Source organism: Paenibacillus sophorae (assembly GCF_018966525.1).
GTDB classification, from domain to species: Bacteria; Bacillota; Bacilli; order Paenibacillales; family Paenibacillaceae; genus Paenibacillus_AQ; species Paenibacillus_AQ sophorae.
Genome location: NZ_CP076607.1, coordinates 5,767,361 through 5,789,756 on the forward strand (window position 1 = coordinate 5,767,361; position 22,396 = coordinate 5,789,756).

General features: G+C 43.5%; 17 protein-coding genes and 1 pseudogene. 2 read left to right on the plus strand and 16 right to left on the minus strand.

The features are described 5' to 3' along the window. Positions 1-187: 187 nt before the first annotated feature. The 13 genes and pseudogenes from KP014_RS27855 to KP014_RS27915 form a co-directional block, all read right to left on the minus strand. Positions 188-577: a hypothetical protein gene (locus KP014_RS27855; protein WP_036588769.1), complete on the minus strand. Its 390-nt coding sequence runs from the start codon at positions 575-577 to the stop codon at positions 188-190. Between the two features lie 142 nt (positions 578-719). Then, a complete protein-coding gene (locus tag KP014_RS27860; RefSeq protein WP_216700435.1) occupies positions 720-2,183 on the minus strand; it encodes an IS1182 family transposase in 1,464 nt (487 codons plus the stop codon). 127 nt (positions 2,184-2,310) lie between these two features. Further along, positions 2,311-3,722 (minus strand): annotated as a pseudogene (gene ltrA, locus KP014_RS27865) (group II intron reverse transcriptase/maturase). Positions 3,723-4,242: 520 nt separating this feature from the next. Continuing rightward, positions 4,243-5,603, minus strand: a protein-coding gene (locus tag KP014_RS27870; protein WP_216700361.1) for an IS1182 family transposase whose coding sequence is annotated in 2 segments (ribosomal slippage) — positions 4,243-5,036 and positions 5,036-5,603 — 1,362 coding nt in all. Because the reading frame shifts where the segments join, the coding sequence is not laid out codon by codon here. Positions 5,604-5,772: 169 nt separating this feature from the next. Beyond that, positions 5,773-5,961 carry a hypothetical protein gene (locus KP014_RS27875; protein WP_036590022.1) on the minus strand — a complete coding sequence of 63 codons (189 nt, stop codon included), beginning with the start codon at positions 5,959-5,961 and terminating at the stop codon, positions 5,773-5,775. A gap of 11 nt (positions 5,962-5,972) precedes the next feature. Further along, the gene (locus KP014_RS27880; RefSeq protein ID WP_036590021.1) at positions 5,973-6,287 is read right to left on the minus strand and encodes a hypothetical protein; all 315 of its coding nucleotides are present in this window, start codon (positions 6,285-6,287) and stop codon (positions 5,973-5,975) included. A 284-nt stretch (positions 6,288-6,571) separates the two neighbouring features. Further along, positions 6,572-7,171, minus strand: a complete 600-nt coding sequence (locus KP014_RS27885; RefSeq protein WP_036590017.1) for a hypothetical protein — start codon at positions 7,169-7,171, stop codon at positions 6,572-6,574. Then, entirely contained in the window at positions 7,161-7,733 is a 573-nt protein-coding gene (locus KP014_RS27890; protein WP_036590015.1) for a hypothetical protein, read from the minus strand. The genes KP014_RS27885 and KP014_RS27890 overlap by 11 nt, the downstream gene beginning before the upstream one ends. Positions 7,734-8,016: 283 nt before the next feature. Beyond that, on the minus strand, positions 8,017-9,951 hold the full coding sequence (locus tag KP014_RS27895) for a TnsD family Tn7-like transposition protein (RefSeq protein ID WP_036590013.1): 1,935 nt from the start codon (positions 9,949-9,951) through the stop codon (positions 8,017-8,019). 51 nt (positions 9,952-10,002) lie between these two features. Beyond that, positions 10,003-11,382, minus strand: a complete 1,380-nt coding sequence (locus KP014_RS27900; protein WP_036590011.1) for a TnsD family Tn7-like transposition protein — start codon at positions 11,380-11,382, stop codon at positions 10,003-10,005. 57 nt (positions 11,383-11,439) lie between these two features. Then, positions 11,440-13,197, minus strand: coding sequence for an ATP-binding protein (locus tag KP014_RS27905; RefSeq protein ID WP_051499491.1), 1,758 nt, complete (start codon positions 13,195-13,197; stop codon positions 11,440-11,442). Positions 13,198-13,199: 2 nt separating this feature from the next. Beyond that, positions 13,200-15,356: a Mu transposase C-terminal domain-containing protein gene (locus KP014_RS27910; protein ID WP_036590009.1), complete on the minus strand. Its 2,157-nt coding sequence runs from the start codon at positions 15,354-15,356 to the stop codon at positions 13,200-13,202. After that, positions 15,353-16,186 carry a heteromeric transposase endonuclease subunit TnsA gene (locus KP014_RS27915; RefSeq protein WP_036590007.1) on the minus strand — a complete coding sequence of 278 codons (834 nt, stop codon included), beginning with the start codon at positions 16,184-16,186 and terminating at the stop codon, positions 15,353-15,355. Before KP014_RS27915 ends, KP014_RS27910 begins: the two co-directional genes overlap by 4 nt. 183 nt (positions 16,187-16,369) lie before the next feature. Between KP014_RS27915 and KP014_RS27920 the strand changes: the two genes are divergently transcribed. Both KP014_RS27920 and KP014_RS27925 read left to right on the plus strand, forming a co-directional pair. Continuing rightward, positions 16,370-16,801 (plus strand): helix-turn-helix domain-containing protein, encoded by a 432-nt coding sequence (locus KP014_RS27920; protein WP_051499488.1) that lies wholly within the window; start codon positions 16,370-16,372, stop codon positions 16,799-16,801. A 270-nt stretch (positions 16,802-17,071) separates the two neighbouring features. Then, positions 17,072-17,548 carry a hypothetical protein gene (locus KP014_RS27925; protein WP_036590005.1) on the plus strand — a complete coding sequence of 159 codons (477 nt, stop codon included), beginning with the start codon at positions 17,072-17,074 and terminating at the stop codon, positions 17,546-17,548. A 628-nt stretch (positions 17,549-18,176) separates the two neighbouring features. On the opposite strand, the gene KP014_RS27930 is transcribed toward KP014_RS27925, so the two are convergent. The 3 genes from KP014_RS27930 to glmM form a co-directional block, all read right to left on the minus strand. Further along, positions 18,177-18,380, minus strand: a complete 204-nt coding sequence (locus KP014_RS27930; protein WP_051499486.1) for a helix-turn-helix domain-containing protein — start codon at positions 18,378-18,380, stop codon at positions 18,177-18,179. 140 nt (positions 18,381-18,520) lie between these two features. Beyond that, positions 18,521-20,353, minus strand: a complete 1,833-nt coding sequence (gene glmS, locus KP014_RS27935; protein WP_036590003.1) for a glutamine--fructose-6-phosphate transaminase (isomerizing) — start codon at positions 20,351-20,353, stop codon at positions 18,521-18,523. A 678-nt stretch (positions 20,354-21,031) separates the two neighbouring features. Continuing rightward, entirely contained in the window at positions 21,032-22,372 is a 1,341-nt protein-coding gene (glmM, locus tag KP014_RS27940) for a phosphoglucosamine mutase (RefSeq protein ID WP_036590001.1), read from the minus strand. Positions 22,373-22,396 lie beyond the last annotated feature (24 nt).

Below are 22,396 nucleotides of genomic sequence, written 5' to 3' on the forward strand. Positions count from 1 at the left end.
TGTATCACTTGCGAAGACGTTTATTGAGCACGTAAGCTTTACGAATCTACTCATCCTCTTCCAGCAGAGCCTTTACGTGATTAATTTGGCAATCTATCAGCGCTTCTTGAGCACGCAAAAGATGCCAATTCAGAAGACAAAGCGGCCGCCATACTCCTGAACTATTCGGACGTCCTCTTTTGCCCGGCTAAGCCCGCTGAAATAAAAACAGGCCTCGAAGGGTCAATTGGACTGCCCCCGTTTTGGTTACCATAACTTTGCAGATATCCAGCATGATCGATTGAATGAGGGCGGCCATAGCGCTGGAATAGGCATGGACCTTCATCAACTGCTTAAGCGTGACGATACGGCGATAAAAAAATAGCGTAAGCGCCCTGCGTAACGAAGATCTGGGGTTTCGATGTATCGCATCCCTGTTAGCGGACCGGATATTAATATATTTCTCGGTGATCTTCTCGATCACATTGGCTTTCGCGCTTTTTATCGTATAGACCACCCGATTGCCGGCAGCGGCTTTTCGGGCAAACATCGCTTCTCTTTCTGTAGCCTTTACCTTAAATATGGATTCATTGATCATTCTCCGTTTCCTAATGTTTAAAGTGGCACCGGCAAGTATAATCGGATAGTAGGCTATCCATTAGTTGGATAGCCGACCTTCCACACCACCGTACGTCAGACTGTCTAACAACTGATTGCTGAGCACGCTTTAAAACGTGGGTTTATGCGATTTTGCTCAAATAAACGTCGTGCATATTAGATTTTGAACGAGCTTGGTCACTGAAGAGACGTATGAGGTCCTTCACGCCCTTTATTTTGATCAGTCTCTTGAAATTATAGGCAAGACAAATCAAATTGGTCTCAGTGCCTACTGATGCCAACCCTCGTGTTAAAAAGTATGTATAGCCCAAGTGACGTTTCATCGTCCCGAAAGGGTGCTCAACGATTGCCGCTCTTTGCTTATAAATATTACTTTGACTACGTGTATTTTCGGTAATCTGCTCGATCACTTCTTCGTCTTTAAGTCTGGTTACCGCCCTTCCGCCTTTGGCAGACGTGCAGGACTCTTTTTGTCCGCAAATATCGAAGGCTTCGCAAGTGTAACGTCTATACTCTTTTCCATTTTGTTTTCCATTCCATTTGAAGGGTAATTCATAACCCAACGGGCAAATATATCTATCGTTGATGGCGTCATATTCAAAGTTCTCTTTATCAAATCCGCTTGCCACTTTGTTTTGCTTTCCCTTTTGCGGCTTAATTAAGAGTTCGGTGCTTTCGTCGACAACGTCGATGATTTCAAGATAATTATAATAGCCTGTATCGGCCAGAATTGTAGTTTTTTGATCATGGAAAACTTGCTTTGTTTTCTCCGCCATATTGGACAGCTGTCCTTGATCGTTGACATCATTGACCGTATCGCAGTCCACGATCAGTTTATACTTGCTGTCCACCGCAGTTTGAACATTGAAACAAACTTCATGCTTCCCGTTGTTTTTCATTGATTTGGCATCCGGATCGGTAACACAAAACTGTTTTTCACCTGTTTCCTTGAGTTTTTGTTTAATTACCTGCAACTCGTGCATTCTCTCTTGATAGACCTCTAACTTTTCCGTGATTTCCTGCTTTTTTTGGCGATTGTCCTCCGTTAAAAAGTCATGCAAATAGGCATCGATTTTTTCATCGATATACTCTAGCTTCTTACTGACAATATTAGCATTAAAGTGTTGCTTTTTAGAGCAGTTCGCCTTTAATTTTGTGCCGTCAATCGCGACAAGTTGACCATCGATCAACCCGAAACCTTTTAACAGTAAGGTGAACTCTTTAAACAGCTTTTTTATAGCCGTTTGGTTATTCTTCATGAAAGCAGATAAAGTACCGTGGTCCGGATGGAGCTTGCCAATTAGCCACATCAGTTCAATGTTTCTTTTCGTTTCGGTTTCCATCTTGCGAGAGGAACGGATGCCGTTCATATAACAGTAAAGATAGAGCTTGAGAAGATCTTCCCTGCGATAAGGTTTTTGCCCCGATTTGGTGCCCGAATACACCTGAAACCCCAATTCTTCCAGGGTCAAACTATCGACGTAAGCATCGATGACTCGGACAGGATTTTCTTCTTCTACAAAGTCGTCCAACGTATTTGGCAGTAAATGAATTTGATGTCTATCTTCACCTTCGATATAAGGCATACACGCTCATCTCCTTTGATGTAGAGATTCGACAAAGGTCATCTATTTTCATGTCAAAAAACGAGGATTTTTTAATAATTGTTAGACAGTCTGACGTACCGTTCGGTATACGGCGGTTCCATTAGGCTCACGCAGTGACTTGTCGATAATAATCTAAAAAGTAAAGAAATCCGAGGCTCTTGATGGTGTTATTATCGAGAGATTTCGAGAGGATTGGGCTATTGGATGATCTCCAGTAGCTCTTTCTTGTGTTTGCGTACTCCCACGCCTTGTACTTCGGAACTCCAAGCGCAGCCAGCTTCTCGAATCTGGTCTTTACTCGCTTCCACTGTTTCCAGTAGATCATGCGGATCCGCCTTCTCATCCACTCATCCGTCGTTTGAAGCAGGGACTTCATGTCCGCAACCTTGAAGTAGTTGACCCATCCGATGATGTAGCGTCTGAGCCTTTCGGCTCTCTCCGCATTCTTCGTCCCATTGCTTCTTGCGGTCAGTTCCTTTACTTTCCTCTTCATTTTGGCGATGGATTTCGGATGAATGCGGATTTTCGCCTGCCCCCGATGAATGTAGAATGAGAACCCCAGAAACTTCACCCGGTGGCCAGGTCCACTATGGTCTTCTCCCGATTTACTTTTAAGAACAGTTTCTTCTCGATGAATGGGAGAATGTGGGTCAATCTCCGCTCCGCACTTCGTCTGCTCTTGCTGAAGATGAGTAGGTCGTCCGCATAACGCACGAATTTGTGTCCTCTCTTTTCCAGTTCCTTGTCCAATTCATTCAGCATAATGTTACTGAGAATGGGACTCAGGTTCCCTCCCTGCGGTACGCCGATTTCCGTTTCCTCGAACTCGTGCTTCACTACGACCCCTGCCCGAAGGTATTTATGAATCAGCGAAATGACTCGACCGTCCTTAATCGTTCTCGAAAGCACCTCAATGAGCTTGCTTTGATTAACGGAGTCAAAATATTTCTCCAAGTCCATATCCACGACATAGCGATAGCCTTCCTGAATATATTGCTGGCTACGCCTTATCGCTTGATGGGCACTTCGTTTGGGACGGAAACCGTAGCTGTTGTCCGAAAACTGTTGTTCATAGATCCGCGTAAGCACTTGGGCGATCGCCTGTTGAATGACTCGATCGACCACCGTTGGGATACCCAGATTTCTCTTCTTTCCGTTCTCTTTCGGGATCTCCACCCTTCGAACGGGATTCGGACGGTATTTACCGTCCAGGATTTGCTGCCTGATCGTTTCGCCGTTGTCTTTGAGATATTGTAGAAGTTCAGCCACACCCATCCTGTCGGTTCCGTGCGAACCCTTATTGGCTTTAACTCTCTTGAACGCTTCGTTCAAGTTGTCTTTGCTCAGAATCTTCTCAAGCAACCCTTCCCTCGATTCGTTTGCGTTGGTGTCGTCGGTTTCGGTTATCCTCTCAGAAATGTGCACTCCCGCATATCCTTCGTGTTCCGCACTATCCTTCTGCGGCGAGCCTTCCTTTGGAAGTTGGCTGCCCTTTGCTCCTGCTTCGGTAACTTTCATTGACGCTCACCTCCTAAGGTTCAGCCCTTCCCTCGAGCCGTCGAAGGCTCAAGGTAGTATGGCTTCTGCTGACTTCTCATGATAAATCTTGTTTCAACCGTGGTTCGAAGTTCATCTCCTCACGTCCATGAGACCTCCCACGGTAAGACGCGTAACTTTCATCCCATGTACCCGCCGCATTTACATCCTCGTGTCCGTGCAGTTTATTGGATTTTGCCTTGTCTTGCAGACTCATCCCACTTTGGATGCCTGATGTGATTCGTGTTCCTTCGGGTCGGAACTTTGCCGCCAGCTTCCTTCAGATTCCACCTCGCGGCGGACACCCTTGCTCTTGGCTAATGGTTGGCAACTGCAAGCCCCCATAGCGGACTTTCACCGCCTAGTTACGCGCCATGCATGGCGCACAAGGAAAAGGGAAGCTCGCAATGAGCTTCCCAGCTTGTCGAGAAACCCGGTCTTCCTCAAAGACCCTGGGTTTCTCTTTTTGTTTTAGGACGCGAAGAAGTGAAAATCGAGGGGGTTACCCCCGCTTTTCCAGGCGATCCAGGTGGATCGCCATCTTCTTCATGTTCTGTACGGCTGCTGTCATCAAGGCCTGTTCCTTGACGTTGGCCAGCCCGCGCAAACGGCAATAGCGAAACCCATGGAGCTCTTTGGCGTCCGCGAAGCTTCGCTCAATCGTTTCTTTTCGTTTGCGGTACAGCTGTTTGCCGTCCCGGCTCAGCCGGTTGTTCCGTACCCACTCCTTGCTGTCCTCCCAAACATGTCGGGTCACCACCTTGCGGTGGTTTCGGGAATGCGTACACTTTTCGAGCAGCGGACAGGCCTTGCAGTGCTCCGGATCAGAAGCATACTGCCGGTATCCTTTCCGGTCCGTTGTACGGTAGACCAGTTCGTGACTCGCCGGGCAGACGTACAGATTGCGCTCTGCGTTAAACGTAAACTTCCATTTCGGAAACAGTCCTTGCTTGGGATGAAATCTCCGGTGAGCAATCACCGCAAAAATTTTTCGACTTTTCAGACCTCTACAAATCGGTGTCGTCAAATAACCCGAATCCAGCGCTACAGCCTCGACTTTAAAACCAAACCGTTCTCTTTGCCGGTCCAAACGCGACAAATAAGGAACCGAATCATGGACATTTCCCGGCGTGACATGCACATCCGTAATCATATTGAATTTCATATCCACCGTGCGGTGGTCCAAGTAAAAGAAGCCTTCCGGTTTGCCGTCCCGAATCATATACCCGCTGTCTGGGTCAGTCTTGCTCACTTTAATTTCCTTTTCCTCGGTCACTTCCTCTCTCGGTTTTAGCGCTTTTTTCCGTTTTCCTTCCGGTCTTCCGCCACGGCGGCATTGAGTTCACCGATATAATCTTTCGTGTTTTGCAGTACTTGCTGCTTAGTGTACTGGTGTTTATTCGCGTTCGCCTTGATGTGAGTCGAGTCGGTAATTAGGACGCGGCCGCCCACCATCCGGTGCGAGATGGCCTGCAAAACAATCTCATCAAAAATATCCTGAAAAATGCTCGTATCCTTAAACCGGGTTCGCCGGTTCCAACTAATGGTCGTGTGGTCCGGCACTTTGTCGGTCAGTCCGAGTCCCAAAAACCAACGGTACGCCAGATTAGTCTGAATCTCCCGTTCCAATTGACGTTCGGAACGAATGCCGTAGAAATAACCGAGAAAAATCATCTTGAACAGTACTACCGGATCAATCGCCGGCCGCCCGTTATCCGCGCAGTACAGAGGACGGACCTTTTCATCAATAAAAGAGAAATCGATATGTTGATCCACTTTGCGGAGCAGATGATCCTGAGGCACCAAATCTTCGATAGAAACGAATTCGTAAGATTGTTGTTTTTCCCGGTTAGATCGCAGCATAAAGAACACCATCCGTTCTAAAATATGTGTTACCTATATTATACAACATTAACGCGGTGTCGTGTGAAATTATCAGAACTTAAAAATAGCTGTCGAGACTTTCTCGACAGCCTGGGAAGCTCGCAATGAGCTTCCCTTTTTTAGAGACGGACACTTCTAGTCTTAAAGTTCAAATGAGGTACCAAAAATCAAATATTTTCTTTACTTCTCTGTAATTCCTTCCTTCGATCTTGATACTTTGGATTCCGTTGTCTGGAATATAGAGACGCGTGCCATCAGTAAAAATGGGACGCTTCATTTTCTTCATCCAAGGATTCCTCTTTAACTTAATTTCAGCCCGCTCCACAATCATCTCCATTTTAGAAACACCTATCCTTCCATTTGATTCAGCTTAACCGTAATGGTGTCGTTGACGACGATGGCTGCTTTGCAAATCGCCATTTCTAACCTTGCTGAAGTTGCCAAATGTAAATCTTCGAAGTATACCACCCAAAAGACTCCTGTCGAGGATTGCTGAGGTACGATAGCCATTTTATTCGGGATGGTATGATCCCTTTCCGAAGGAGATAGTCGCTCGAACTTTTGAATTTGCGGCTCACACATCATACGTGCCCGTTTCATTTTCTCTTTTGTCAATTGAACTAAAAGTTCTTTTCTTACTTTTTCAAATTGTTGATTATCCATTTTTTTCGCCGGCCGCCCAAGGAGGGCGTAACTCGGCTCCCTCCTTAGGTATATTTGATATTTAATGAAAGCCTATCGGCTGTCCATTCAGAATCCCTTTAACAGATTTTCCGTACCCCCCCCCGGCAGCGCCCGTCGTTCATTTCTGCATTGAAGAGAGTCCATTCGGAACGGCATTGGCACGGTGTTTTCCGTGTTCAGCGCGTGGTTAAGCATCTCTCCCGCAAAATCCATGAGCAGCTGGGAACGCAAATGCAGGTAAGTGATTATGCAGGTCGTCAAGGTCAATATCCAGCGCTCCAAGTTGGAGTCAAGAAGTTTTTCCCCTCTTGGCCCCATCCCATACGCAGATTTTGTAAAATGGTTTTTGAAGAACCTTGATCTACTCCTTCAGCTATGTTTGGGTTTTCGTGAATTGGGATCTCTTTTTGCAGTCGCCGCAAGAGGTTCAACTGGTCATCAATCATCGATAACCGATAATCGATCGGTGTGACCAGAGGAAGATCCATCTGGTTACGCCGGATGAACCCGGACAACTCCAGTTGCCCTTGAGTCTCTTTTTTGACATGGTTCAAGACACAATCTCGCTGCTGATTTTCAAGATCTGAAATAACCACTTGAAATGCCCAAATCCAATCCTTCGAATCAAGCGTCTCTTTGCTTTGGAGCCGATCACTCATTAGTGGCGTTTCCTGCAAAATCGAATGAAGAAGCGGGTGAACAGCCTCCTCAATCTCCAGGTGAACCGGGTTCATTTGGTGCAAGTAATATCTCCAATTAGCGGTTCCCCGAGCTTCCTTCACCTCATCGCTGACAATACCTATCAGCAGCTCCATTTGCATCATCTTCAGTTCATTAATCATGGTTTGTAAATTACTCAACATGTGTTTTACCCTCCATTGGCTCTTTCGCTGAACTCTTTTTCCCGTCGCCGCCGCAAAGGAAGCAAATGCCCCCTTTGATATGGGTGTAGGGCGTTCTCCCATTTCCTTCACATCTTTCGCATGGCTCTTCGTCCTGCCGGGCCGTCCGGACAAACCGATAGGAGCCTTTGGATATCGAGCGTGCCTCGGCTTCCAATTCTTTTATTCTTCGTCTGGATGCAAGTGAAATGACATTAGCTGGCTTCGTTTGAGTCAAAACGCTTTTGACCACAATTTCCGGGTCATACTCTGGATGTCCCTGAGATTGTATCTCGGCCTTGCTGGACTCAATCCGGACAGAGACTTCCTGTCCTGCGGCTTCGGCACACAGGATTCCCCAGGCTAAGCCTTCATAGGTCCGGAGCAACCGGGCTGCCGTGACTTCCGCATCCCAGAGCCACACCTGAACGCTTTTCTCGCATACATATTTTCGGTAGTACCAGCCGCCCTGCTCGGATCCGCCATACGCTCGGGTAACGACATACACGTTCACCCAAGGTACCAGGCCGAATAAGGAGCTCATTCGAGCTTTCACCAAACCTAATGAGGATGATTGTTCCTCTATTTTTACCCAGTAGCGCCGATATCCGCGGAGAAAGAATTTTCAGAGGAGGAAAAATTGTGTTTAAACCACTGAATCCATCTTTATCCATTTCCAAGCCTCTTAGGTTGTAAATATTCTCTAATAGCAGAATTCGTGAATCCCAGTAGCCTTAAACCTGGAGGTATAGAACACTTGCAATTTCCCCGATATATTAAAAGCAAAGGGTTTTGCAATCCCTTTGCTTTTCTACTTTCTATAAAATCTAATCAACAGATTGAAGTAACTTCGCCTTTATTTTTTCCTGTGTTCTTTCAGGTAGATTACGATAAGATCTCCGAAAAGCAACAATACTTTGAAACGTAGGATTACGGTATCCTGATGCCTTTAACTGAGACACAATACTAGGTACATGTCTAATTAAATAGTCTTCCTTTGTTTCCATGTACTTTTCAATCATACTTGTTGTTTGGGGTAGATTCGATCCGTGTTTGAGTATACGGTGTTTCTCGTAAGACTCTAATACATTGAGTATTGAGTATTTCTTTATTTGAGTCGGAGGATTACTAATACGTAGTCGTTCTGCTACTGCCCGAACTTTTATACTTAGATCTTGGTCAACAAGCTCATAATTCAGTTTATTTGGAGGTTTTTTCTTGCTGGGTAAAATTTCGTTGAGCCAATTTCGGTCATATCTCATTAATATTGTATAATATCTTCCGAGCTTTTTGCTGATTTGGCTCCGTGGTAAAAACGGGGCTTCTTTAAGAGTATTTAGAACCATCTCTCGATATTTTATTATTAATCCTTCTTCTTCGCTTGCCGTGGCAACCCTATTCCGTGCCTCTATAACTTGTTTAAGAACTTCCTTGTGCTCTTCAGTATTTTTCTCATTGTTATAATATTGTCCAAGTTGCTTTATTAAACAAATTCTTACTAGGTTTGTCGATGAATAAACTTTTGCTGCAATCTTAGTATTACTTAAACCTTCAATATAGAGTTCAAGGACTTTGTTCTCCCACTCTTTTCCCATGTGTCTTATTGAAACATCTTTAATTCTTCGGTTTTTCCAATCCCAACGTGCAGTAAATTCCATTTGGCATTTCGAACAAAAAAAATGAATATAATGAATGCTAGATATTATATCTGAGCGATTTATCTTCAAAAAAGAGTCGTTTTGATAATTATCACAAAGTTTATTCATACATCTCCACGGTCCATTACCAAAAGGAATTGGATTGCTTATGCAAACATTCTTTCTTTCAAAAAAATCTTCTATGCTTGGGGAAAATATTCGCATCATTAAAATATATAGAACAATACTTGTTAGGCGATCATTTTCTCCAATCATCTCTCTCCAAATTTTAGTTGATAATATTTTACTCTTCGACAGTCCAAGCTTGGTTAATACTTCCTCAGAATATTTCAACAAAAAGTCAGTGCCTAGCTTCGTAGTAAGACGACCGGAATATGTGTAGTAACCATGCTCCCAACAAGCTTCTCGTAATTTTCCTGTAACATTTTCTCGCTCTATTTTTATGGGGTTGTTTAATAGATACTGAATATCCGAATAAATTTCTGTTATATTATCAACATTTTTTATCTCAGTTGACTGTATTTTAATCTTATGTCCTCTTGGACAAATTGGAGCGGAAAGAAGAGACATTGCCTTATTTTCACTCAAGCATCCAGAGCATTCCGGACAATGGGTTATGAGGTATGTTCCATGCGAAGGACATACGTTAAAAAATTTAAGTTGATGAATTCGATGAACATATACTTCGCCATACTTCTCGTAATCTTGGATTAAACATCTTGGGCAATACCGTATTAAATGTGATATATTGTTTCTAGCTAATCTTCCGGCAAAATTCGCCCCCGTTGTCGTCGCCCCATACAACATGTCTTCTCTAACATTGTGAAGCCGTGCTTTGCTTAAAAATGGCCTAAACAGAGGAAACAGCGTGTGATTATTAATGAATGTCTCTGCATTTGCCCTAGAATTTTGAGGCAACTGTTTTAATAAATGAGCCAAATTATGAGGGAAATCAGTATTTCTGGATGACCACAACCCTAACAACTCAAGTTTTGACTCATGTAATTCCATATTTATAGATCTTAGGTGATACCGATGAATAATACTTCGAAAGTCTTCATCCGGATAAGGAGTTGGAAAAAAACTCAATTTACCAGTATTCATATTATGAGCATTCTCCTTTTTTTGTTTTAAAATTGAAACCTCCATATTGACCTAATATAAGATTAGGTTTTTAAACTTTTCAACAACAGATTCACGTAGTGGTGAATTTAACCCCGCTGCTTTAAGAAGGCGCCATCCTTCAATTTTTGTCTCCTCTTTAGCGATTCGAGCAGCAGCAAGTTCTAGGCGCCGAATCTGGAATTGCTCCGTGGTTTCAATCTCTTTTTCCAAGAATCTTTTCGTTTTAGGGAGTTTATGTAAACACTTTTCCAGAACGAACGGTACTTTTGTTTTATTAAGGTTTTTTGAAACCGTTGCGAGAGAAATTCGCTGCGGTTTCAGTTTTTGTGATTTTATCCTCTTAGTAACTTCCCTTACCTCAGTCAAAGTAACCATATCTCGCTTTTTCCAATCATGAAATGGTGTTCTGGATCGCCTAGCACTTGTTCTCTCATGACGATTATTTTCTTGCCACTTTCCTTGATTCATCTCCATTTCTTCAATACCAGTCGTCGACCCTAAAATTAGGTTCTTACCCATGAAATCAGCCAGCAATATGTGGCGAAGGGGGTGAAATATTAAGTCATTACCTCGAATCATTTTGTGTAGCCATGTTTCACATTGATCATCTACTGCGCATTGCAAATGTTTTAGAAATTCTTGAGAATAATAAGCATTGAAGTCTTGAATCAACTTCAGAAAACGAATCCGCCCCAGCCCTGTTAAATACTCCTTTTCATGAAGGTCCGTTTTACTGATCGAAGAATAAATCGTATCCAGGTTTACAGACTGCAACAATTCATATGACCTCTCGGCGACCATTGCATATTGATTCAGAAAGTCTGGTTGAACGCATAAGTTGATCGCAGTATCTTTTTCCAAACTAACTAATGAAGTGAACTCAAATTTCTTCTCTCGAGTCGTATATGATACAGTTGATTCTATTAAAGCTTCTTTATGAATTGGACATATACAAACTCCGGGGACCTGGTGAGAACGATGCCAATAAGGTTCATAGTATGTTGAAAAATCCTCTTCATAGCAAACTCTGCAGTATTTTAAGTAACTTGGCAATTTTATCAGGCTAGCCGGTATTCCTAATAAAGCATGAACTTCTCCTTGTGAGGCCCCCTCACTCATTAATTCGTATATTTTTCTTGCTTTAACTTGTGGAATAAACGCTCTGTAGTATGGATATAAAGTGTGTTTCATGATGAGATCATTAACTTTAAACACTGACCCTAATCGCTCCGACAAATACCTGAGATGGCTGGGTAAATCAACCGTAGCGCAAACAAGACGATCTCCAAACAGTTCTTTGACGGTCTGTTTTTGCGAAGTATTCCCGGACATTTGATGATATCGCGCAATCCCGCTGTAAAGCAGTTCATCAGGGTATAAAGAAGGGAAATGTGCTACCAATAGAATCATTCCTTTTCATGATATCTATTAGTAGTTTTCCCTTTCTCCCCTTCTTTTAGTACAGAATTAGATAATTAGATTTGACAAATCTTTTTCAGACGGAATCATACCAAGCTCAACAAGATTTTCATAAATTTCATCGCTTTTTGCGACGCTACTTGTAACCGCATTTCTCAGATCATCCACGTCTTGAATGCCAGTTGCCTTCTTTCTGGTCATTTTTTTGCTCCGTTGTTTCTTCTCTGTATTCCCTGTTTTACTTTCCGGAGTTATATTTTGAATATTCGCCACAGCGGTGCTTAACTCAATTTCATGGATAACTTCTTTTCTCAATTGAATCAAGTCACTCTCCGTTTCATTCTTCAGTAAAACACGTTTCGCCAACTCCTCAGCTTTTTTAGCGGAAACTCCAAAATCGATAGCCGTTTTTACCAATTCCAGGTATCTCCCCTGATCAAGTTCGATATTTCCGTCCCTCATAAGTTTTGAACGCATCTCTCCTTGAACATTCACTTTCTCTTCTGCATTTCTCAGGAACTGGTCTAATACATCCCACTGAGGGTATAAGTCATCAACCAGTAATTTTGCGGAGGGATCATTTCGCTTTAATATTTTGAGCAAAGGCTGTACTAGCTGCATATGCCGGTTCGCAACATCTCGAAGTACACCTATCGTAATTCGTTCTTTATCCTCTCCATACATGATAACTTCCCACTGGGCAAGCATATAAAGTTTAACCGCGATATCGACAATCCCCTGGGATAACTCATACACTTCACATTTCAATGCGTCAGAGAGCTTTACATTCGAACTTGTCCACTGATATTTCCACAATCGCTGAATGAAGTAATCCCATTCTTCACCCTCGATTAATCGATCCATTATCATATCACCTTGACCGGTACTCCTTCTTGCCTGACTAAATGACCCGGATAACAGCTTCATTGCTTTAAAGGTTCCAATCAGAATAACGGGCACACCGATTGTATTAATCAGCTGAGTGAAGTAATTAAGCATTCTTTCAGCACCGCCGCTTTTCATAAAACTGAGGTTCTGGATCTCATCAATAACGAGTGCGCCTAGTCCATGAAGAGTTGCAATATGGGCCATTACAGGTAGGAGCATGTCAACAGAAGAGCCTTTTGAGACGAACTTCCGAAAATAGTTTGTCTCTAACACGGAATCAACAGCTTGCAGAAAGTTGAAGCATAAACCCTTAAGAGAACCGTCGTGGGGACAGTTGAGTTTAAGCCAAACTAGCTGTTTCCTTATAAATGGTTGCCCTTTGTATGTCGAATGGTGGATAACCTGTGGGTAAAGAAGCAATGAGCTCTCAATAGCGGTCGTTTTTCCTTGGCCGCTAACGCCGAGAATAGCAAATCCCGATGCCGTCGAGCGAATGCCAGCCAGGTTGACTCCTTCTTGATTAATTCCGGACTGGAGAATGTTCTGAAAGCCAATATGGAACTGTTTTACTGATTCCCGTGTTAAAGGATTTCTCGCTTTGTACCCATGCCGCATCAATCTTGATAGCCGCTGTTCTACTAGTAGGTGTGAAGGTAAAGGTTCAACATAATCAGAAATTTGTTGGATTAGATGGAGCCTTGTTTGTTTGCCGAGCTTACGCTGCTCCTCTTTATGATCTGGGAACCTTGCTATTTTAGAGGCCACGTACTCTTCTTCGAAAATTGGTGGCAGGGCTTCGATAAAGGGATTATCTTTGTATCCAGTAATTACTTGTGGTAAATATTCAGCCTCAACCTGACGACCAATAAGACTTGGGGTATAGTGATACATTGCCTCCAGATTTGTTATTTGATCCATAATTAGCCTTCCTTTCTGATTTTTGATAAGAATTCGAGCTTAGATCTTGGCGAAAAAGAGCCCTCACTGTCATCTGTGTCTTCAATTGTGATAACATCATTATTATTTTTGTTTTCAGATTTATTTAGCTCAAAGCTCTGTATCTTGCGGAGCTTATTACGTTCTTCTATCCGATTGGCTCGAATTTCCGCCTTACGTTCAGTTTTTGTAAGTGCATGATCTCTCTCGTCATTAACTCTTTCTTCTGCCTGCTTTTTGATCAACTCTAGTCGGGTACTCAGTTCTACATCCTGTTGGTTCCTCGTAGTTTGATATAGGCTCTTTTGAAGTTTCTCCTCGAATCTCTTCATCTTCACTTCTTCCAAGCTCAGGTTCTGAAATCGCGAAGACTTCTCTAAGAGATAACACTTAATAAATCCTTTCCCGTCGTGCAATTTAATGTACACATGGTTCATATTTCGCCTGTCGTAAGCGATGACCGTTTTAGTGGACTTTCCTTGAACAAACCACCCTTGATCCACCAATTCATTGCACCAATAGTACATGCCTTCGAATTTGATCCCTTCACTGCTTACCGTTACCTCATCCTCGGGAAGTACATTTAGACGAACAATATCAGGGTGCACTTCATGTAAAAAATGATCCCGTTGAATTCCCCAATTCCATAAATCTCTCGCGATAGGTTTTACATGGTCTTTTGACATCGCTTTGTCCAACGGATAGTGTTCCATGTAGTGGTAGTTATTTCGATGCAAAATCAATTCAATGACCATCTTGGTGAAGTCCTTTAACGTCAGTTTTGCATCGAGTACATAGTCGGGGCCTCCCCTTTTTTGGTATTCTTTCTTAACTGCGCCTGGCATCCAAGGTTGAAGTGTTAGGTTTAATGTTCGAAACTGCTGTTCAACAATCCCTTTCAAATCAGCACGGTATGGAGGAGCATTTTTTAATTTGATTCCCAAGGCTCTTCCCAGAGAGTCGGCATTTTTACTTTCCATTTCTCCACGATCAGCATAAAAATGTTGAGGCATATGATGACACGGCCACTCGTCTTCCGTGATTTCAATTCCATATTCCGCACAAAACTCTACCTTATTCACTACGGTATTCTCAATGGCCATCATAGCACCTAACCAAGACGGTCCCTCCAAACCAACATATAGTCCAGTTACTATGTGGGTAAATACATCCACCACGATATAGACTACAGGTCTTCCGATAATTTGATTAACATCATCAGAACTCACAAGGTAAACATCAGCAATCGTAGCATCTATTTCAAAAATTTGACCTGGTCCTGTTGCACGCCTTGTTTCTGAACCTAGCAATGGTCTAAAATCCCGATCGAAAGCAACTTTCCCCTCTCGGCTCATCAATCTTTTTTGTCTTGTATATCGGGTTCTAATATGATACCTGAGCTGAGCGATACTAGGGATTTTATGATCGGGAAGGATAACAGGTACTTCTGCTCCTCGAACAATTTTAGTTTCGACTCCAAAGCGTCCCTTGAGCATCTCAACATAGGTAAATCTGACCGAATCACGCCGGTCGACCTTTAAGTATACATCTCGAATATACTCATCAAAAATATGTCGGATTTCGCTATTAACCAGAACTCCTGATAGCTCAGGATCTACTGTTGCTGTTATTCGTGGCCGACCCATTTTCCCCTTAGGATTCTTACTCTTTCCAGGGCCTCCACACTTCCGGAATCGAGGGAGCAAGGCATTTTCTTTTTTTCCCCCCATCCAATAATATCGAAGGTATTTATAAATGAACTTCTTGCCTTTTCCCGTTCGCTTACAAACTTCCTTAATGATCTGGTACCGTTCTTTTGAATCGTATATGTTTGGCTCTAATTCTACGATATCTTTAATGCATACCCATGCTTGGTCTCTAATCTTAATTTCATTTTTCCTAAGTTTGTCCTCAGGCACCATGAACTTGGCATAAGGATCGTACTGCAATTTAATCAACTGCCCGGATTCCAACTCATTTTTTAAACTTGAGAGGGTTTTGTATTGAGGGAGAGCTTTATCGTTGATAATGGAGATAGTAATAACCGTATCTTTTTCTGTGTGAATCCAAAGCACCCGCTCACACTCAAGGGGCTTTCCTTCCTTCTCACGCTTAAAGACATTGTTGATAAATACGTTCATTTCATACCTCCTTTGTGATATAGTAAACCGATAATTTTAAGCGGCTCCATTGTTGGTAGAATTCGCTCTGTCATATCTACAATCCAATAACGATTAGCGATCAAGTGCCTTACAATCTGAATGCAAGTGCCCTTGGGTAGTCCATGCTTCAAATCTTGTTCCATCGTGACATCGGTTAGAGGTAAATCACTTTGAGAAATCGCTTTTAAGAGTGGCGGTTCAAGATGCTTTACGAGATCGGATGTAATGTGCATATGTCCAGCAAATGATCGTGCCGAATGAAGCCATTCCACATTTCGTACAAGGTCATAATTAATTTGTTTTTCAGTGATCAGCGACCAGTCGGTTCTTTGTTCTTTGAAAAATTGCTTTTCAATTTGTAGTTTTTCAACGACGCGTTTTTTTAACTTGTTTAACGGTTTAATGGAATGTGCAACAAATCTGATATCATCCCCCTTTTTAATCGTTAGTAACATATCGGTAGTCATTACAATTGGGTATTTCGTTTTTGGATCCACAGGATGTTTTATACCTAGCTTCTGTGCAATGAATAGTGTCCTCTCTAATGGCAGTAATGGAAACTGTTCTCGGATATCAAGAACATTCTCTGCCCACTCCAATTGATAGTGATGTGCTAGCTCTAGGTGCTCTGACAGATAATGATGAAGACGTCCACTCTTCCAACCGAGAATCCGTGTTACAACCCCGGTTGAAGGGACATCATGAATAGTTAGCCAAGGTTTATAGGCAGCGAAATGACCTTCACCTCTCCCCTCACGAATTCTTCTTGCAATTGATAACGCAGTAGTAACTGTTCGTCTTTTCCCCAAATTAACGCCTCCATAAGTTGAATAATATTTAACATTTTGCTATAAATGAGTAGAATATTATTTGACTTCATGTCAAATTTAATCAAATCTTATTTGTCTGTCAAGAGATTTATTCAAAAAATTTTACTTAGTAAATATTCTTTGATATTATATGGCAGAGAAAAACACAAGGTGGGTTTATTAATGTCCATTATTGGAGATAAAATTAAACAGAGAAGAATTCATATGGATTGGACTCAGGAGACACTTGCTCAGAAGATCGATACAACTAAGCATGTCATCTCTAATTGGGAACGAGGAGTTGCAAACCCTGACTACAAGCAAATCATATTGTTGGCTACAGTTTTTCATGTAACTACAGATTTCTTACTTGGTTTAAGTGAATTTCCTGACCCTCAATATCGCGATCCTTTCGGGCAATTACACTTATTCCCGATGATAGATTACTCTTTCATCAATGTAGCCAGTTGGGATTTAATTAAATTATTGAACTCAGGAATTGATCTGTCTGTTAATGAGGAAATATTATCCTTTGAGGATAGACAACACATCTCTGAATTGGTGCAACTAACAATTAATAGGCTTCAGCAGGTCCGCCGAGAGACCAGAATATAATGATGGCTAAATTAGAAAATTCCCATCATTCAAATGGAGACACAACTTTTGATTACATCTATAATAATTATCCGTTTTCGGATATTTCATACATAGAATCCCAATGATTTTATTTAATTTATTACAATACAGTATTTTTACTTTTTTAAATATCCTATATAAACTTGATTTGGATCATCCGGATTATATTTTCTAAGGAATGCTTTATGTATTTCATGAACTTCCTTTTCAAAATCTCTAGTATTAAAGTAAAAAACACATGAACTAAGCATGCACGGTAATATAGAAGTAGCACTCTTATGCTTCTTCACCTTCATACTAATTAGAAGGGGGGCAATATCTATTAAAAGACCTAATAATAAAATAGAATCAAGAAAGAGATATATTATAGCAGTTATAAAAGAACTCGAACGTTTGGGTTATAGCAATGACGAGGCAAGGAAAATCACAATACGATATTACCGTATAATGGCACGAACCTCGGGGTTTTATTACAATGTATATGATTTCGCTAAGGAAATTATTGAGCTGGAAAAATCTAAAAAGCTAATTTACGATCCCCTTAATCCAAACCATATTAATCTGGAACCTGTAAGGCAAAGGATCAAATTAATAAACTCAATAAAAGGTACTACATTAAATGGCTTAGTAAGTGAGAAGAACATCAAACGCATTAGCCATAGTGGCCCAGAGGTTATTAAGGCTTACATTCACACGATTATCCAAAAGTTTTCGGACAAGAAGTGATTAGTAAAGTATTACTCTGAGCAAAGTTTTATCGACGCGGCAGGATTCACTTCTTGTTACAACCTGGCAGGTTGCTCGCCCGGTCACTGACCGGTACTCCCGTCGATACGCTTTTACCCACCGCTTTCGCTATGCGCAAGTACCATAGCTATACGGGGGCTTGGCCCCTCCCGTGACGAACTTTCACCGATTAGAAGATGCGTGCCTCGGGGCACGCCAAATAAGAAAAGCAGCCTGATTGGCAGCTTTTCTTATTTGTTATTTTCAGTTTGATAATCATTGGGTACCATCTTCTGGAGCGTCATCAATCTTTTAGCTGAATTCGTTTTCACCCCATTCAAAAAATTAAGCAGTCCAAAATGCAGGACGGCCCGTGTTTTTCAAAATTGTAGTTTTAGTTATAGAATAAATCTTTATTGTAATTTTTTCATTCAAAACAAAATCTTTATTGTAATGAATCAATAGGATCGTCCCAAGATCCACAACTAGTAATATACTATATTTCCATTAGTGTTTTAAAATCCTATATTACCTCTATAAATGGAAGGTAGCATGACCATCAACCCTCAATTTACTCCAACACGGTTAAAATAATTCGATCCAACAAAGTGACTTTAAACAAGTGAAATTAATTATCTTCGTCAAATAACCAATTTAGGTCAACATTAAATTTCTTTCTTAATTCTTTAAGGGTTTCAGCTGATGGTTTGGTCTTTCCCTGCTCAATTTCACTAAGCCTACCTTGAGAAATCCCTATCTTTTCTGCAAAAGAAATTTGGTTTAAATTGTATTTTAAGCGAACTGCCTTCACCTTATCTCCAATGGTTTCCATCAATTTCACCCCATTCTAAAAAAATGAGCCATCCTGCAAATTCAGGACAGCTCATGATGTCTGCATTTTGGTTCCAGACTTTTTTTACTGGTTCCACACTTTTTTATCACTGAACAAAAGTTCGATTTTTCCGACTACCCTTACTCCACCGTCACACTCTTCGCCAGATTTCTTGGCTTATCGACATCATGGCCAAGGGCCAGGGAAGCGTAGTAAGCCAGCAATTGGAGGACGACAACGGACAGGGCCGCGGTCAGCATCGGCAAGGTCTTCGGAATGGCAAAGGCCTGGTCGACGGATTTCAGCAGGTCGGTGACATGCTCTTCGTGCGTGATGGCGAGCACGTCTGCGCCGCGGGCTTTCACTTCCTTGATGTTGCTGACGGTTTTCTCCAGGACTGCTTCTTGGGTTGCCACAGCAATGACCGGCACGCCTTCCTCGATCAGCGCCAGAGTTCCGTGCTTCAATTCACCTGCCGCATAAGCTTCGGAATGAATGTAAGAGATCTCTTTCAGCTTCAGCGAGCCTTCCTGGGCAACTGCGTAGTCCACGCCGCGTCCAAGGTAGAACAGGTGATCATGCTTCGCGATTTGCTCAGCATATGCTTTGATGGCGTCTTTCTTCTCCAGGATGGCTTCCACCTGCTCCGGCAATGATTGCATAGCCGCCAAAATATGGGCTATTTCTGCTCCGGACTGTGTGCCGCGTACTTCAGCCAGGTACAGAGCAAACAAGCCGAAGGCGATAATCTGTGAAGTGTAGGCTTTAGTCGAAGCTACGGCAATTTCCGGTCCCGCCAAGGTTACGAGCACATCATCCGCTTCGCGGGCAATAGAGCTGCCGACTACGTTGGTGATGGCAAGCACATGAGCGCCATTGGCGTGACCTTCACGCAGTGCAGCCAGTGTATCCGCCGTTTCACCCGATTGGCTGACTACGATAACCAGCGTCTCCGGCGTTACGATCGGCGAACGGTAGCGGTATTCCGATGCAATATCGTTCTCGACCGGAATGCGAACCAACGATTCGATCAGATTGCGTCCGACGAGACCGGCGTTATAAGCGGTGCCGCAGGCTACGATCTGAATGTTCTTGATATTCTTGATTTGCTCATTCGTGAGCTTCAGCTCCGGCAGAATCACCTTGGTTCCTTCGGGATTCATACGGCCGAGCATCGTATCACGGTAAGCCTTCGGCTGCTCGTAAATTTCTTTCAGCATAAAATGCTCAAAGCCGCCTTTTTCTGCGGTTACGGCATCCCAATCGACAGTAATCATTTCCCGAGAAATAAAATTCCCCTCAATGGTCATCAATTCGACAGTATCTCTTGTAAGAACGGCCATTTCGCCGTCGTTCAAAATATATACATTACGGGTGTATTCCAGCAGAGCCGGAATATCGGACCCGATAAAGTTCTCCCCTTCGCCAAGACCGATAATGAGCGGGCTTGCCTGACGTACGGCAACCAGTTTATCCGGTTCGTATTCGGTCAGGACACCCAGCGCAAACGCGCCGCGCATGAATTTGATCGCTTTTTGCACAGCTTTGACGATATCTCCTTCATACTCGCGCGCGATGAGGTGTGAAATGACCTCAGTGTCGGTTTCGGAAGAAAAATGGCATCCTCCGGCCATCAGTTCTTCTTTCAGTTCCAGATAATTCTCGACAATACCGTTATGAACGACCGAGAATTTATGGCTCTCATCCGTATGCGGATGGGAATTGGCATCCGACGGCTTGCCGTGCGTAGCCCAACGGGTATGACCGATGCCGGCGCTGCCGACCAGCGGAGAATCTTCCAATTTGGACTCCAAGTTCGCCAAGCGGCCAAGTGCTTTCACGATTTGCAGACCGTCCTTAGTGAACACAGCGATGCCTGCCGAATCATACCCGCGGTACTCCAGCTTTTTCAAGCCCTCGACCAAGATCCCCTGCGAATTCTGATTGCCGATATATCCCACGATACCACACATAAATAATTTCCTCCGTCCATTGGATTATAATTTAGGCGGCGTGAGGAAAGAAACGTGCCGTGCGGCATGCTTGAGAAAAAGCAAATATTCTGTTGTCCGATTCTCAACAAAATAACCTGTCACATCAACTTATTTCTGGAAAATGCACAGTCTTTTCCTCTGCCACGAGCAGATTTGTTCCGTTCCACATTAGATGCACACCCATGAATAAGTTCCTTTTGATTTGCGCCCACAAAAACGTTGTCTGAACGGTTGCCCTGTTCGTTTTCCGTTTCCGTTTACGGCTCTGGCGCTTCACCGGGAGGTCCCCGCCGAACATTTCGAACACCTCCACCTCGTCAGCTTGAGTTTGCCGTGATCCGAATCAGCACTGCCCTATATCAGGCTTAACGCTGTTCCTTCTCCCCCGCGCAGGTTCAAGCTCTGGCGCTTAAGTGGTTTAACCTCACGATCCCCGCTTTCCTTCTTGAATAATGAACATAGTCTATTATATGCACGTCATCCCGCTTTTGCAAATGAATTAACCAATCAGCCATAATTGAAGAGTCCCCTGAAATTTACAGAAAAATCCGCCCCTGCACAGTGTATGCCGCAAAGGCGAATTTAATAATACAAAGTCTTTATCGCAAAGACATCTAATCAAACGTTATCTCAATCCACTTGTCACGGAACCGGCTTCTATACCAGCTCTCGCTGCACAACTTCAACAATCTGTCCCACAAACAGATCCAAATCTTCCTTGACCGGGCCTTCGGCCATCACACGAATCAGCGGCTCGGTTCCGGACGGACGAACGAGCACCCGGCCGTTGCTGCCCAGCTTGTCTTCGATCTCCATTATGGCCGCTTCAATGGCGGAATTATTCGGATAATTTTTCTTATCCTGCACGCGCACATTGACAAGGACCTGAGGGTATTTGGTCATCATTGACTTCATCTCGCTGAGCTTTTTGCCGGAAGCCATCAATGTATCCACCAATTGAATAGCGGTCAAAATACCGTCGCCGGTTGTATTATAGTCGAGGAAAATAACATGGCCCGACTGCTCGCCGCCCAGATTGTAGCCGCCGCGGCGCATTTCTTCCATAACGTAGCGGTCTCCCACTGCCGTCTTCGCCGTCTTGAGGGACAGCTTCTCAGCAGCCTTGTAAAAGCCGATGTTGCTCATCACCGTCGAGACAATCGTTCCATCCTTCAGCTTGCCCGCACGGTTCATCGCGTTGCCGCAAATACACAGAATAAAGTCGCCGTCGACTTCTTCGCCCCGGTCGTCAATAGCGATCAGGCGGTCGGCGTCGCCATCAAAGGCAAGTCCCAAATCCGCGCCAAGACGCAGCACTTCCTCACGCAGCTTCTGGGGGTGCGTAGAGCCGAAGCCGTCATTAATATTCAGTCCGTCCGGTTCCGCACCGATAGCAATTACTTCAGCGCCAAGCTCCCGGAACAGTTTCGGAGCCAGTTCGTATGCCGCGCCATGAGCGCAGTCCAGAACAACCTTAAGGCCCTTGAAGCTGTGCGAAATCGTCGTCTTTAAGAAATCCAAATAAAGATACTTAGACTCAAAATCCTCTCTCACAGTACCCAGGCCCGAGCCTACAGGCCGCGGAAGCTCATCGGTCTTGGCATCCATCAATTCTTCGATGCGCAGTTCCGTCTCATCCGACAGTTTAAAGCCATCGCCGCCGAAGAACTTAATGCCGTTATCCTCTACGGGATTGTGGGACGCCGAAATCATAACGCCCGCATCCGCCTTCAAGAGGCGCGTAATATAGGCGACGGCAGGCGTCGTCACAACTCCAAGACGGATAACTTCCGCACCGATTGACAGCATACCGGCTACAAGCGCCGACTCCAGCAGCGGACCCGATATCCGCGTATCCATTCCGATAACCACCTTAGGTTTCTCCACGTTGGCGGTAAGCACATATCCTCCGCAGCGGCCGATGCTATAGGCCATCTCCGCTGTCAATTCACGGTTGGCTACTCCGCGCACACCGTCAGTTCCAAAATACTTTCCCATTTCTTTTCTCCTTTTGCTATGCTG

Excerpts from the sequence above, each read along its gene's own strand:
- KP014_RS27905 (WP_051499491.1), bottom strand. The coding sequence starts at position 13,197 with ATGGATCAAATAACAAATCTGGAGGCAATGTATCACTATACCCCAAGT.
- KP014_RS27920 (WP_051499488.1), top strand. The coding sequence starts at position 16,370 with ATGTCCATTATTGGAGATAAAATTAAACAGAGAAGAATTCATATGGAT.
- KP014_RS27910 (WP_036590009.1), bottom strand. The coding sequence starts at position 15,356 with ATGAACGTATTTATCAACAATGTCTTTAAGCGTGAGAAGGAAGGAAAG.
- glmS (WP_036590003.1), bottom strand. The coding sequence starts at position 20,353 with ATGTGTGGTATCGTGGGATATATCGGCAATCAGAATTCGCAGGGGATC.
- KP014_RS27900 (WP_036590011.1), bottom strand. The coding sequence starts at position 11,382 with ATGATTCTATTGGTAGCACATTTCCCTTCTTTATACCCTGATGAACTG.
- KP014_RS27860 (WP_216700435.1), bottom strand. The coding sequence starts at position 2,183 with ATGCCTTATATCGAAGGTGAAGATAGACATCAAATTCATTTACTGCCA.
- KP014_RS27925 (WP_036590005.1), top strand. The coding sequence starts at position 17,072 with ATGCACGGTAATATAGAAGTAGCACTCTTATGCTTCTTCACCTTCATA.
- KP014_RS27930 (WP_051499486.1), bottom strand. The coding sequence starts at position 18,380 with ATGGAAACCATTGGAGATAAGGTGAAGGCAGTTCGCTTAAAATACAAT.
- KP014_RS27895 (WP_036590013.1), bottom strand. The coding sequence starts at position 9,951 with ATGAATACTGGTAAATTGAGTTTTTTTCCAACTCCTTATCCGGATGAA.
- KP014_RS27885 (WP_036590017.1), bottom strand. The coding sequence starts at position 7,171 with ATGTTGAGTAATTTACAAACCATGATTAATGAACTGAAGATGATGCAA.
- KP014_RS27855 (WP_036588769.1), bottom strand. The coding sequence starts at position 577 with ATGATCAATGAATCCATATTTAAGGTAAAGGCTACAGAAAGAGAAGCG.
- KP014_RS27890 (WP_036590015.1), bottom strand. The coding sequence starts at position 7,733 with ATGAGCTCCTTATTCGGCCTGGTACCTTGGGTGAACGTGTATGTCGTT.
- glmM (WP_036590001.1), bottom strand. The coding sequence starts at position 22,372 with ATGGGAAAGTATTTTGGAACTGACGGTGTGCGCGGAGTAGCCAACCGT.
- KP014_RS27875 (WP_036590022.1), bottom strand. The coding sequence starts at position 5,961 with ATGGAGATGATTGTGGAGCGGGCTGAAATTAAGTTAAAGAGGAATCCT.
- KP014_RS27880 (WP_036590021.1), bottom strand. The coding sequence starts at position 6,287 with ATGGATAATCAACAATTTGAAAAAGTAAGAAAAGAACTTTTAGTTCAA.